The organism is Streptomyces sp. CA-251247 (assembly GCF_050952975.1).
In the GTDB taxonomy this organism is placed as follows: Bacteria; Actinomycetota; Actinomycetes; order Streptomycetales; family Streptomycetaceae; genus Streptomyces; species Streptomyces achmelvichensis.
On the sequence record NZ_CP191861.1, the window covers coordinates 4,720,816 to 4,732,583 of the forward strand.

The following is an 11,768-nucleotide window of genomic DNA, read 5'->3' on the forward strand; positions in this document are numbered from 1 at the left end:
GCGCACCTCGGCCGGCGCTGCGCTCATCTGCCGTCCTCCGCCCAGGCGATGTACCCGTCGGGGCGGATCAGGAGGGAGTCCCCGCGGCCCGACCCCCAGTGGGCCCGGACGACGCTCCCCGGGACAGTGGGTATGGCGCGTGGGTCCGCCGCCTCGGCGGAGGCGCCGGTGCCGGTGCTGGGGGTGACGAGCACGAACTCGCCCTTGCGCAGCAGCTCGTAGAGCCTCCCCTCGCCGAGCTCCAGGTCCGGGGCGCGGGTGCCGGTGAGGCGGTGGGCTCCGCGCGGCCTGTCGTACGCGATGCCGATACCGGAGATCATGCCCATCGCCTTGGCGGCGGCCGGACGGGTGGCGCTCACGAAGCGGGAGAGCAGGGAGCGGACCGCACGCCGCAGCGGAGTGTGGGCCATGGCGAGGCGGACGATCCCGCCGCTGGAACGCAGCACCATCGCACCGACGGGGTGCCGCTCCGAGTGGTAGCTGTCGAGCAGTGCTTCCGGGTCGGGAGCCTGGCCCTTGAGGACCGACGCCAGCTTCCACGAAAGGTTGGCCGCGTCCTGGAGGCCGGTGTTCATCCCCTGGCCGCCGGCGGGGGAGTGGACGTGTGCCGCGTCGCCCGCGAGGAAGACCCGGCCCACGCGGTAGGAGGGGACCTGGCGTTCGTCGCTGTGGAAACGGGAGATCCAGCGGGCGTCGTGCATGCCGTGGTCCGTGCCGAGGGCGAGGCGGGCGATCTCGCGCACCTCATCGAGGTCGACAGGCTCGCTGTCGGGCACCTGACGGGACCGGTTCCACCCCATGACGCGGTACCAGCCGTCCCCGAAGGGGGCGATGAAGGCGAAAGCGTCCCCCACGCCGTTCACCGTGAGCAGTCCCTCGGGCTCCTCGGTGAGCCGGACGTCCGCGAGGACGATGGAGCGGATGACGGAGTCGCCGGGGAACGGCAGGTTCAGTGCCGAGCGCACTGCGCTGCGCACACCGTCGGTGCCGACGAGATAACGGGCGCGCACGGTGGTCCGCGTCCCGTCGGCGCCTCGGACCTCGGCCGTCACCGTGTCGCCGGACTGCTCCAGGCCCAGCAGCTCCGTCCCGTACCGGAAGGTGACGCCCGTGGCCCGTGCACGGCGCTCCAGCAGCCGCTCCACCTCGTACTGCGGGGTGATGAGGAGGAACGGGAAGCGGGACCGCAGCAGCGACAGGTCGAGGGAGAGCCGGCGGAAGAGCCGGAGCCGGGTGATGGGTGTGCCCGTCGTGATGAGCTCGTCGGCGAGGTCCCGCGCGTCCAACTGCTCCAGCGTGCGGGCATGGACGCCGAAGGCCCGCGTCATATTGCTCGTCTCGTGGGGGCGGCGCTCGATCAAGGTCACCGAGATGCCCGCAGCGGCGAGGTCGCCCGCGAGCAGCATGCCGGTGGGACCGGCTCCCACGACGAGGACATCGGCGGTCATGCCCTCGGCGGTCATGGCATCGGTGGTGCTGCCCGCTTCCTGTGCGGCCTTGTCGTTCATGGCGCCTCCTCAATGCCAACGCTTGTTGGTCAACGCTTGTTGGCAACGCTAGACCCGGGGGTCTGGCATGTCAACACCTGTTGGCCTACAGTTGTTGGCATGACGACGGAAGCCCCCGGCCCCCCGCGCCGATCGGATGCCACAAGAGCCGCGATCCTCGAAGCCGCCCGCGAGCGCTTCGCGGAGGACGGATACGAGCGCGCCACCATCCGCGCCATCGCGCGCGACGCCGGGATCGACCCGTCGATGGTCATGCGGTACTACGGCAACAAGGAGGGGCTGTTCGCCGCGGCCTCCGAGTTCGACCTGCGGCTGCCGGGCCTGGGCGCCGTCCCCGACCGGCACATCGGCGCCGTCCTCGTCACCCACTTCCTCGACCGGTGGGAGCAGGACGACGTGCTGACCGCGCTGCTGCGGGCCGGCGTCACCAATACCGCGGCCTCGGAGCGCATCCGCGAGATCTTCAAGGGACAGATCGGACCCGTCGCGGCGGCCGTCTGCCCCGACCCGGCCGATGCTCCCCGCCGGGCCGCACTGGTCGCCTCGCAGATACTGGGCATGGCCCTCGCCCGCTACGTGCTGCGCTTTCCGCCCGCCGTGGACATGTCCCGGGAGGAGGTGATCGCCTGGCTGACGCCGACCATTCAGCGCTATCTGACGGCGGAGCGGCCGTAGTTGTGGGCCCGCGGGCGCGCGACAGCGGCCCGGGGCTCCCGCCGCGCATGACCGGGGCCGGGATCAGGGCCAGAGCCAGGACCAGGGCCGGCGCCACGGCGTGGGCCGGGTCCGGGCCGCGGACCAGACCCTGATGTGGGTGAACTACGCCGGTGCGCCGCCGAATTCGCGGACCGCGTCGTCGACGATCGCCTCCAGCCGTGCGTGGTGCGCGCCCCTCCAGTACACCCGCCGGCATTCCAGGCACTGGGCGAACACGTCGTACGTGCGCTCCGTGCCCTGCTCCAGCCGGTCCTGGACCGCGTCCTTGTCGGCCGCGGTCAGCCGCCCGTTGCACGCGGTGCACCGCGTCCACGGTGCGAGCACCGGCGCGAACCGCTCCAGGACGTCCCGCAGTTGGTCGGCCGGCTTGTCGCTGTAGACGTAGGCACCGGCCCAGATCTCGCGGCGCCGCAGCAGCCCGCGGTCCCGGGAGAGCAGTACCCGCTTCTCCTGGGCGGACAGGGTCGCGAGCGCCGGGTCGCCGATGTCCTCGTTCTCGTACGACGCGTCCACACCGAGCAGCCGCAGCCGCCGTGCCAGCGTGCCGAGGTGGACGTCGAGCAGGAAGCGCAGCGGGGCGCCGGGCACCTGTTGCGGCCGCTCGACACCGAGCACCTCGACGCTCTCGCCGGCGCTCGGAATGTGCGAGACGGCCACGTCGCGGCCGTCTACGAGCAGCCGGCCGGCCTCCGTGAGCGGTACGCCGAGCGACTCGACGACATGGCCGAGCGTGGAGGAGCCGTCGGTGGCCAGGAGTGTTGCGCCCTGGCGGCGCTCCGGCGGGACGAAGAGGCGCAGCTCAGGGGCGACGCACAGCTGGATTTCCGGTCCGTTCACGCGGCCAAGCATGTCATCGGGCGGCGGGTAAGGGGAGCGGTGAGCACCCGGACAGGGGCCTACGAGGCCGGCAGCGACTCCAGATCGAGCCGCCAGTCGTTCGACCGCAGCGGATTGCCCGGCGGGTACTCGAAGTCGTACTCCCCGAGCAACTCGAAACCGGCCTTCCGGCACACCCCGTTGGACGGCCCGTTCTCGATGGACGGGAAAGCGTGCAGATAGCGGTGCTTGCGCTCGGCGCGGGCCGCCCGGGCCACCGCGAGGGTGGCGGACGTGGCGATGCCGCGGCCCTGGAAACCGGGCAGGACGTTCCAGCCCGTCTCGTACACCTGCTGCCCCTGCCACTCGTGTTCCCAGAAGCCCACCGAGCCCGCCGCCTCCCCGGTCTCCTCGAGAACGACGCGGTACATCCTGCCCTTGCCGGTGCGGTCGGAACTCAGTTCCACATAGCGCTGATGGCGCTTGACCAGCTGTTCATCGGATTCAGGACCGCCGAGGTGGTCCATCATCTCCGGGACGTTCGCCGCGCGCAGCAGCTCGAAGTCGCCCGCCGACCATGGCTCGATACGTACCGCCGATGCTTTGATCTCCATGAAACGCACTGTAGGAGGCAGGTCCGACAACCGGGGGTCAGGACAATGAGCTTCACCGGTGTCTGGGCGATCGGCGCCGTTCCCGACGCCGAAGTCGCCGCGCTGCCCGGCCGGTTCAGCCATGCGGAAGGCGAGTGGACGACACCGCCGGGCTACGCCGAGGATCTGGCCTGGTGGATCGGCGGCGGTGACCGCGAGCCCTATTTCACGCCCCTGCCGACACCGGCAGCGCACCGTTTCGCCGCCTTCGCGCGGAGTGGTGGCCCGAGCTCACCGGCCGTCGCCGCCATGAAGGAGGCGAGCATGGACCTGTTGCGCGACGCGGAGGGTGATGCCGTCTTCGCCGCCGCCGCGCGCAAGGGCGATCCGGCCGTCGCCCTCTACTACGGTCTCGGGGCCGAGGCCGCGGCGCGGCTGCCCGGCTGGTTCGGCGACTTCCTGCTCACGGCGGCGGAAGTACGCGCGGTTCTGCCGCACGCCGAGTCCGTCCTCCCCGTGAACGGGCCGCGCCGGGCCGAGATCCTCGGCCGTATCGACGTGTGGATGTCCGCCATGAGCGACGAACCGGGCTTCGACGCCGGAACGCTGCTGGACGGTCCGTTGCGGGTGCTGCGGTACGCCGCGGAGCACGGGGCGGGGGCGGTCGGGGTGAGCGAGACGTACTGAGCTGTCCGGGGACACGTAGCGGTCCGAACAGGCCCTGCGCACAGGACCTGAAGGGCCTAGAGGCCCTAGAGGCCGGGCGGGCGTGCGTACGCCGTCGGCGGCACACCCACCGTCGCCGTGAAGTCCCGTACGAGATGGGCCTGATCGCTGTAGCCGAGCTCGGCCGCCAGCGCCGCCCAGTCCGGCACGGCCTCCGGGTCCTCGCCCGACTCGGCGCGCTCCAGCGCCTCATGGATGCGGTAGCGCAGGATCACCCACTTCGGCCCCACCCCGACGTACGCGGCGAACAGCCGTTGCAGCGACCGGGCCGACAGCCCTTCCGCCTCTGCCAGTTGAGCGACCCGGCGGATCGTACGGTCGTTGCGCACCCGGTCGACCAGTTCCATGGCGCGCAGTGCCTGGGGGTCCGGCTCCGGGGCGAGGCCGAGGAGGAACGCGTCGAGAGCGGCGACCCGGGCGTCCTCGTCGTCGGGGTCGCAGATTTCTGCCGGAGCAGTCGCGGGGTCGGTGCCCGGCAGGGAGTCCGCGATCGGCACCCGGCGCCCGGTCCAGTCCGACACGGGCCGCTCGGGCGCGAACGGCCGGTATCCGCCCGGCCGGAACTGCACCCCGCACACCCGGCCCTCGCCCTCCAGCTTCTGCGTGAACAGCTCCAGGCCGATGCCGGCGACCTCGCCCCACGGCGGCTCGCCGCCGTAGCGCTGGAACACGATGTTGACGCAGGGGTGCGGAACGACGTGCGAGGCGTACGGCTCCGGCAGATCCCAGTCGATGAGCCAGTAGTGCTCGACGTACGGACGCAGCGCCGGTGCGGGCTCGCGGCGGCGGAAGCGGACGCGGTTGAAGAGCTCGCGGGCTTCGACGATGCCGCGGGTGTCGCGGCGCGGACCTGCCATGACGGGGATCCTATGTCGCGTTTGTTCAATACGCAGGGCTGTTGCCGGGCCTACGGTCGGTCCATGACGAACACCATCAGTGATCTTCTCGAAGCGGCGGCGGAGTGTGCTGTTCCGGTGGTGCGCGGCATCACCGACGACCGGCTGGACGACCCGACGCCGTGTGCGGAGTACGACGTACGGGCGCTGGTCGACCACCTCACGCAGGTGGTGATCAACTTCCAGGCGCTGGCGGCGAAGAAGGACGCCGACTTCAGCGTGGAGGCGCGCTTCGTCGACGGCGGCGGGGACTGGCGCGAGCGGTTCGCCGAGGAAACGGCGACGCTGGTCGGCGCGTGGGCGGCGCGGGGCGCGGAGGAGGGCACCACGGGCACGTTCGGGCTGCCGGCCAGGACGGTGGGGCACATGGTGCTCGGCGATCTGACCGTGCACGCGTGGGATCTGGCGAGGGCGACGGGTCAGGAGTTCACGCCGTCCCCGGCGGTGGTGGTGGAGCTCGGTCCCGCGCTGGACCAGATGGCGCCGATGGCTCGCAAGGGGGGCGTGTTCGGGGAGCCGGTGGCGCTGGGGGAGGGGGCGTCCGCGTTCGCGAGGGTGCTGGCGGTGACGGGGCGGGATCCGGAGTGGGTGCGGGTGTAGGAGGGTTCGCCTCAAGCGCCGGCGGGGCTTGATGTGGTTGCCCCGGCTGGGTTCGCTCCGGTTCACCGGGGTGAGCTTGGCCGGGCTTGATCCGCGCGGGCCCCTGGGCGCAGGGTTCGCCTCAATCGCCGGCGGGGCTGAAAATGCTTGCTTGGGCCCTCGGCCCAAGCTTCGCCTCAATCGCCGGCGGGGCTGGAAATGCTCGCTCGGCCCCTCGGCCCCTCGGCCCCTCGGCCCGAGCTCCGCCTCCAGCAGACCCCCTGGACCAGGCTCCCCTACGGCCACACCAAGCAGTACGGCTGGTGGCCCGCCTCGTGCAGCCTGTGGCTGAAGTCCTGCCATTCGTGCAGCAGCTGGTACACGTTGAACGCGTCCCGCGGGCCCCCGCGGTCCGGGACCGTCGACCAGATGAAGGCCGCCGCGCCCACCGATTCCTCGCCGATGTCCCGCAAGGGGTCGACCACCGTCATCGGGAGTTTGACCACCGCGTAATCCGGGTGCAGCACCACGAGCTCCAGCGGCGGCACCTTGTTCAGAGGCATGCCCTGGATTCCGGTCAGCACCATCGCCGCTATCGTCTCGGGCTTGATCTTGGTGAACAGCCCGCCCATGCCGAGTTCGTCGCCGCCCAGCTCTTCCGGGCGCATCGAAATCGGCACCCGGGCGGCCGTGGCCCCGTCAGGTGCTCCGAAGTATTTGTAGGTCACCCCCACTCGGCCGCTCCTGCTTCCCGTGGGCTCGTGCGCCGCCGATTCGCCTCGCCGGTGCTTTCCCCGCCGGGCAGGCTCGGGACCCAGGTCGTCGGTCCCCTCGCCCAGTCCGCCACCGCGATGCATATCTCCACCCGACCACTCGCAGCCCCCGCCGCGCAACCCGATCATCGTGACAGTGACCTCCCCCACGAACGTGCTGTGAAACACCCGTCCGCGAGAACATCACAGCCTCTGACACCATGGATTCCGTGAGCTTTCCCTGTGTCGCCCCAGTTTCGCAGACGCGAGGGGGGTGACGCCGTTTCGTAATACGAGGAGATCGCGCTCCCTGCTCACCGGTGGCCGAGATCATCCTCCTTGGCTGCCCGAACACCCGAACCGCAGATCAGGACCAAAGTGGCGTATTCATACGAAGCCCCAGTTTCGCAGGCGCTTTTCGACCGCGCGTCCCTCGTGACGCCCGGCGGCGTCAATTCCCCCGTGCGTGCCTTCCGTGCTGTGGGCGGTACGCCCCGGTTCATGGTGTCCGGTGCCGGTCCGTACCTTACCGACGCGGACGGACGCGAGTACGTGGACCTCGTCTGCTCGTGGGGGCCGATGATCCTCGGGCACTCCCACCCGGCCGTCATCGAGGCGGTGCAGGCGGCGGTGGCCCGCGGTACCTCCTTCGGGACGCCCGGTGAGGGCGAAGTCGCCCTGGCCGAGGAGATCGTGGCCCGGGTCGCGCCCGTCGAGCAGGTACGGCTTGTTTCCAGCGGTACCGAGGCCACGATGTCGGCCATCCGCCTCGCCCGCGGATTCACCGGCCGTGCCAAGGTCGTGAAGTTCGCCGGCTGCTACCACGGTCACGTGGACGCGCTGCTGGCCGCCGCGGGCTCGGGCGTCGCGACGTTCGGGCTGCCCGACACGCCCGGGGTCACCGGCGCCCAGGCCGGCGAGACCGTCGTCCTGCCGTACAACGACCTGGAGGCCGTACACCAGGCCTTCGCCGCGCACCCCGGCGAGATCGCCTGTGTGATCACCGAGGCCTCGCCCGGCAACATGGGCGTCGTCCCGCCGCTGCCGGGCTTCAACCAGGGCCTGAAGGACATCTGCCGGGAGAACGGCGCGCTCTACATCTCCGACGAGGTGATGACCGGCTTCCGCACCAGCAGGTCCGGCTGGTTCGGCGTGGACGGTGTCGAGGCCGACCTGCTGACCTTCGGCAAGGTCATGGGCGGCGGGTTCCCGGCCGCGGCGTTCGGCGGCCGCGCCGACGTCATGGCCCACCTCGCCCCGGCCGGCCCCGTCTACCAGGCGGGCACGCTCTCCGGTAACCCGGTCGCGACCGCCGCGGGTCTCGCGCAGCTGCGGCTGCTGGACGACGCCGCGTACGCCAAGGTCGACGCCGTGTCCGCGGAGATCCGGTCCCTGGTGACCGACGCGCTGAGCAAGGAGGGCGTGGCGCACCGGCTGCAGAGGGCGAGCAACATGTTCTCCGTCTTCTTCACCGCGGACGAGGTGCGCGACTACGAGGACGCGAAGCGCCAGGAGGCCTTCCGCTTCACCGCCTTCTTCCACGCGATGCTGGCCGCGGGCGTCTATCTGCCGCCGTCCGCCTTCGAGTCCTGGTTCGTCTCGACCGCCCACGACGAGCGCGCTGTGGAGCGGATCGCCGCCGCACTGCCGTCCGCCGCCCGCGCCGCCGCGGAGGCCACGGCATGAGCGACAACAAGAACAACGGCAGCAGGGACAGCGACACCAAGGCTGTCGACGGCAAGGACATCACCGTCGTCCACCTCATGCGGCACGGCGAGGTCGACAACCCGGACGGCGTGCTCTACGGCCGTCGCGCCGGCTATCACCTGTCCGAGCTGGGCCGGCAGATGGCCGACCGGGTCGCCGAGCACCTCGCCGGCCGCGACATCACCCATGTCGTCGCCTCCCCGCTGGAGCGCGCCCAGGAGACCGCCTCGCCGCTGGCCAAGAGCCACGGCCTGACGCTCGAGACCGACGACCGGCTGATCGAGGCGGGCAACGTCTTCGAGGGCAAGACCTTCGGTGTCGGCGACGGCGCGCTGCGCAAGCCGGCCAACTGGCGCCATCTCACCAACCCGTTCCGTCCCTCCTGGGGCGAGCCGTACGTCGACCAGGTCGTCCGGATGATGAGCGCGCTGAACGCCGCTCGGGACGCCGCCCGTGGGCACGAGGCCGTGTGCGTCAGTCACCAGCTGCCGATCTGGACGGTGCGCAGCTTCGTCGAGCGGCGCCGGCTGTGGCACGACCCGCGTCGCCGGCAGTGCACGCTGGCGTCGCTGACCACCTTCACGTACCAGGGCGACAGGATCGTTTCGGTGGGTTATTCGGAGCCCGCGCGTGATCTTGTCCCCGCGCACCTGCTTGCCGGTGCGAAGCCTGTGAAGGGTAAAGCGAAGGCATTCGGCGCGTAGTTCTTCGCAAAAATGTGCTGTAGGCGCGGGAACCCCCGTCTTCTGTGGCCCATCTCAACCGGTGGCCGGTTTGTATGGGCTCTCTCCTCCGGGAGGGTGCGGATGGGATCGATATGCGCGACATCAGCCGAAGGGGCTTGCTCGGGGCAGGACTTGGAGCCGCGGCCGCGATGGGGATCGCGGGCTGCGGCTCCCTCGGGTCGGACAACAGCGGACAAACCGGGTCAAGTGGCAGCGGTAAAGGCGGGACGGGGAAGCCGACGCCCTCCGAGAGCCAGGCCCGGCTCATAGGTGACGGCTCCACCTCCGACACCGGTGCGCAGCCGCACCAGCCGGCGAAGCCGGTTCCCCTCGAACCGGGGCAGACGCCCCCGCAGTTCGTCGTCTTCTCCTGGGACGGTGCCGGCGAGGTCGGGAACGGCCTCTTCCCCCGCTTCCTCGAACTGGCCAAGAACCACGACGCGGCCATGACGTTCTTCCTCTCCGGGGTCTATCTGCTGCCCGAGTCGAAGAAGTCCCTCTACCGCCCGCCGAACAACGCCACCGGCGCCTCCGACATCGGCTACCTCACCGACGACCACATCAAGGAGACGCTGAAGTACGTGCGCCAGGCCTGGCTGGAGGGCCATGAGATAGGCACGCACTTCAACGGGCACTTCTGCGCGGGCTCCGGATCGGTCGGCAACTGGTCGCCCGCCGACTGGGAGAACGAGACGGAGCAGGCTGTGTCGTTCGTCACCCAATGGCGCACCAACAGCGGCTGGAAGGATCTCGACCCGCTGCCCTTCGACTACCGCAAGGAACTCGTCGGCGCCCGCACCCCCTGTCTGCTCGGACAGGACCGGCTGCTGCCGACGGCGAAGAAGCTCGGCTGGCGCTACGACGCCAGCTCGCCCGGCGGCCGCCAGAAGTGGCCGGAGAAGCGCAAGGGCCTGTGGGACCTGCCGCTCCAGCAGATACCTTTCCCCGGCCGCTCCTTCGAAGTCCTCTCGATGGACTACAACATCCTCGCCAACCAGTCGCAGAATTCGACCAAGGGCATGCCCGAGAACTACCCGCGCTGGAAGAAGCAGGCCACCAAGGCGTACCTCGAAGGATTCAAGCGCGCCTACGAGACCAATCGCGCGCCCTTCTTCATAGGCAACCACTTCGAGCAGTGGAACGGCGGCATCTACATGGACGCCGTCGAGGAGGCGATCAAGGGCATGGCCGGAAAGAAGGACGTACGGCTGGTGTCCTTCCGGCAGTTCTGCGACTGGATCGACGTCCAGGACCCGCAGGTGCTCGCCAAGCTCTGCTCGCTGGAGGTCGGCCAGGCCCCGGCGGGCGGCTGGAACACCTTCTTCAAGGCCGCCTGACACACGGCCCCACGGACGCGCAGGGGGGCGCGGAAGATCGCCGGAAGCGCCATGCGAAACTTTTCACATGAGTATTCGCCGTGCCCCCCGCGCCGTCCTGCTGGCCTCCTGTGCCGCGGCCGGCGCGCTCGTCCTGTCCGGCTGCACCGGCGAGGACTCCGGGAAGTCGGGCGGTGGCGGCGACACCAACTTCGTCACCGACACGGGCGGCATCTCCACCGTGGCGAAGGGGAAGCGCACGGCGCCCCACAAGCTCGCCGGTGAGACCCTCGACGGCGCGCAGCTCGACGTCGCCGACCTCAAGGGCAAGGTCGTCGTGATGAATGTCTGGGGCTCGTGGTGCCCGCCGTGCCGTGCCGAGGCGCGGCACTTCGCGAAGGTGGCCAAGGAGACCAAGCCGAAGGGCGTGGAGTTCGTCGGGATCAACACCCGCGACGCCAACAAGGGTCCGGCCATCTCCTTCGAGAAGGACTACGGCATCGAGTACCCGAGCCTTTACGATCCCGCGGGCAAGCTGATCGTCACGGGCTTCCCGAAGGGCAGTCTCAATCCGCAGGCCATTCCCTCCACGATCGTTCTCGACCGTGACGGAAAGATCGCGGCGCGTTCGCTGAAGGCACTCGACGAGAGCGAACTCCGCAAGCTCGTCGAACCGCTGATCGCGGAGAAGTGATGAACGAGACGGTCTTCAGCGGGGCCCTGCTGCTCGCCCTGCCCATCGCCGTACTCGGAGGGCTCGTCTCCTTCTTCTCGCCGTGCGTCCTGCCGCTGGTCCCCGGCTATCTCTCGTACGTCACCGGGGTCACCGGAACCGACCTCGCCGAGGCCAGGCGGGGCCGGATGACCGCCGGCGCGGCGCTCTTCGTCCTCGGCTTCTCCGCCGTCTTCATCTCCGGCGGCGCGCTCTTCGGCTACTTCGGCTGGACGCTCCAGGAGCACCGGGAGACGCTGACCACCGTCCTCGGTGTGCTGATGATCGTCATGGGCATCTTCTTCGTGGGCCTCATGCCGTGGTTCACCCAGCGTGAATTCCGCTTCCACAAGCGGCCGGTGACCGGGCTGGTCGGCGCGCCGGTGCTGGGCGCCCTGTTCGGCATCGGCTGGACCCCGTGCATCGGCCCCACCCTGACCTCGGTCAACGCGCTCGCCGCCGAACAGGCCAGCGCGGGCCGCGGGGCGATCCTGACCGCCGCGTACTGCGTGGGGCTCGGCCTGCCGTTCATCCTCGCCGCGGTCGCCTTCCGCAAGGCGCTCGGCGCGTTCGGCTGGGTCAAGCGGCACTATGCGTGGGTGATGCGGATCGGCGGCGGCATGATGGTCGCGACCGGTCTGCTGCTGCTCACAGGTGCGTGGGACAGCATGGTCCAGGAGATGCAGGGCTGGTCCGAAGGCTTCCAGGTGGGGATCTGATC

The 11,768-nt window shown here is 70.2% G+C and carries 13 protein-coding genes; 8 read left to right on the forward strand and 5 right to left on the reverse strand.

Annotated features, from left to right (window positions below; genetic code table 11):
* Positions 1–23: 23 nt before the first annotated feature.
* Positions 24–1,508 (reverse strand): FAD-dependent monooxygenase, encoded by a 1,485-nt coding sequence (locus ACQPWZ_RS20880; RefSeq protein ID WP_433572116.1) that lies wholly within the window; start codon positions 1,506–1,508, stop codon positions 24–26.
* 99 nt (positions 1,509–1,607) lie between these two features.
* Here ACQPWZ_RS20880 and ACQPWZ_RS20885 point away from each other — a divergent pair, with 99 nt between their 5' ends.
* Complete coding sequence (locus ACQPWZ_RS20885) at positions 1,608–2,183, forward strand: TetR family transcriptional regulator (RefSeq protein WP_433572117.1); 576 nt, start codon at positions 1,608–1,610, stop codon at positions 2,181–2,183.
* 144 nt (positions 2,184–2,327) lie between these two features.
* On the opposite strand, the gene ACQPWZ_RS20890 is transcribed toward ACQPWZ_RS20885, so the two are convergent.
* Positions 2,328–3,062 (reverse strand): Mut7-C RNAse domain-containing protein, encoded by a 735-nt coding sequence (locus tag ACQPWZ_RS20890; protein ID WP_340474633.1) that lies wholly within the window; start codon positions 3,060–3,062, stop codon positions 2,328–2,330.
* Between the two features lie 59 nt (positions 3,063–3,121).
* Complete coding sequence (locus tag ACQPWZ_RS20895; protein ID WP_340474634.1) at positions 3,122–3,655, reverse strand: GNAT family N-acetyltransferase; 534 nt, start codon at positions 3,653–3,655, stop codon at positions 3,122–3,124.
* Between the two features lie 45 nt (positions 3,656–3,700).
* Here ACQPWZ_RS20895 and ACQPWZ_RS20900 point away from each other — a divergent pair, with 45 nt between their 5' ends.
* A complete protein-coding gene (locus ACQPWZ_RS20900) occupies positions 3,701–4,321 on the forward strand; it encodes a hypothetical protein (RefSeq protein ID WP_433572118.1) in 621 nt (206 codons plus the stop codon).
* Positions 4,322–4,386: 65 nt separating this feature from the next.
* Here ACQPWZ_RS20900 and ACQPWZ_RS20905 read toward each other — a convergent pair whose 3' ends face one another.
* Positions 4,387–5,217, reverse strand: coding sequence for an AraC family transcriptional regulator (locus ACQPWZ_RS20905; protein WP_433572119.1), 831 nt, complete (start codon positions 5,215–5,217; stop codon positions 4,387–4,389).
* A 63-nt stretch (positions 5,218–5,280) separates the two neighbouring features.
* Between ACQPWZ_RS20905 and ACQPWZ_RS20910 the strand changes: the two genes are divergently transcribed.
* Positions 5,281–5,856, forward strand: a complete 576-nt coding sequence (locus ACQPWZ_RS20910) for a TIGR03086 family metal-binding protein (protein ID WP_433572120.1) — start codon at positions 5,281–5,283, stop codon at positions 5,854–5,856.
* Between the two features lie 275 nt (positions 5,857–6,131).
* On the opposite strand, the gene ACQPWZ_RS20915 is transcribed toward ACQPWZ_RS20910, so the two are convergent.
* A complete protein-coding gene (locus ACQPWZ_RS20915) occupies positions 6,132–6,692 on the reverse strand; it encodes a hypothetical protein (RefSeq protein WP_313944804.1) in 561 nt (186 codons plus the stop codon).
* A 273-nt stretch (positions 6,693–6,965) separates the two neighbouring features.
* Between ACQPWZ_RS20915 and hemL the strand changes: the two genes are divergently transcribed.
* The 5 genes from hemL (at position 6,966) to ACQPWZ_RS20940 (ending at position 11,766) form a co-directional block, all read left to right on the forward strand.
* Positions 6,966–8,273, forward strand: a complete 1,308-nt coding sequence (gene hemL, locus ACQPWZ_RS20920) for a glutamate-1-semialdehyde 2,1-aminomutase (RefSeq protein ID WP_433572121.1) — start codon at positions 6,966–6,968, stop codon at positions 8,271–8,273.
* Entirely contained in the window at positions 8,270–8,998 is a 729-nt protein-coding gene (locus ACQPWZ_RS20925; protein WP_433572122.1) for a histidine phosphatase family protein, read from the forward strand. The genes hemL and ACQPWZ_RS20925 overlap by 4 nt, the downstream gene beginning before the upstream one ends.
* Before the next feature lie 113 nt (positions 8,999–9,111).
* Positions 9,112–10,356: a hypothetical protein gene (locus tag ACQPWZ_RS20930; RefSeq protein ID WP_383232028.1), complete on the forward strand. Its 1,245-nt coding sequence runs from the start codon at positions 9,112–9,114 to the stop codon at positions 10,354–10,356.
* A gap of 67 nt (positions 10,357–10,423) precedes the next feature.
* Positions 10,424–11,029, forward strand: coding sequence for a TlpA family protein disulfide reductase (locus tag ACQPWZ_RS20935; protein ID WP_340474644.1), 606 nt, complete (start codon positions 10,424–10,426; stop codon positions 11,027–11,029).
* Positions 11,029–11,766, forward strand: coding sequence for a cytochrome c biogenesis CcdA family protein (locus tag ACQPWZ_RS20940; RefSeq protein WP_433572123.1), 738 nt, complete (start codon positions 11,029–11,031; stop codon positions 11,764–11,766). Before ACQPWZ_RS20935 ends, ACQPWZ_RS20940 begins: the two co-directional genes overlap by 1 nt.
* Positions 11,767–11,768 lie beyond the last annotated feature (2 nt).

Coding starts and splice junctions, on each gene's coding strand:
- ACQPWZ_RS20930 (WP_383232028.1), top strand. CDS start 9,112: ATGCGCGACATCAGCCGAAGGGGCTTGCTCGGGGCAGGACTTGGAGCC.
- ACQPWZ_RS20935 (WP_340474644.1), top strand. CDS start 10,424: ATGAGTATTCGCCGTGCCCCCCGCGCCGTCCTGCTGGCCTCCTGTGCC.
- ACQPWZ_RS20885 (WP_433572117.1), top strand. CDS start 1,608: ATGACGACGGAAGCCCCCGGCCCCCCGCGCCGATCGGATGCCACAAGA.
- ACQPWZ_RS20910 (WP_433572120.1), top strand. CDS start 5,281: ATGACGAACACCATCAGTGATCTTCTCGAAGCGGCGGCGGAGTGTGCT.
- ACQPWZ_RS20940 (WP_433572123.1), top strand. CDS start 11,029: ATGAACGAGACGGTCTTCAGCGGGGCCCTGCTGCTCGCCCTGCCCATC.
- ACQPWZ_RS20925 (WP_433572122.1), top strand. CDS start 8,270: ATGAGCGACAACAAGAACAACGGCAGCAGGGACAGCGACACCAAGGCT.
- ACQPWZ_RS20915 (WP_313944804.1), bottom strand. CDS start 6,692: ATGCATCGCGGTGGCGGACTGGGCGAGGGGACCGACGACCTGGGTCCC.
- ACQPWZ_RS20900 (WP_433572118.1), top strand. CDS start 3,701: ATGAGCTTCACCGGTGTCTGGGCGATCGGCGCCGTTCCCGACGCCGAA.
- ACQPWZ_RS20880 (WP_433572116.1), bottom strand. CDS start 1,508: ATGAACGACAAGGCCGCACAGGAAGCGGGCAGCACCACCGATGCCATG.
- ACQPWZ_RS20905 (WP_433572119.1), bottom strand. CDS start 5,217: ATGGCAGGTCCGCGCCGCGACACCCGCGGCATCGTCGAAGCCCGCGAG.
- ACQPWZ_RS20895 (WP_340474634.1), bottom strand. CDS start 3,655: ATGGAGATCAAAGCATCGGCGGTACGTATCGAGCCATGGTCGGCGGGC.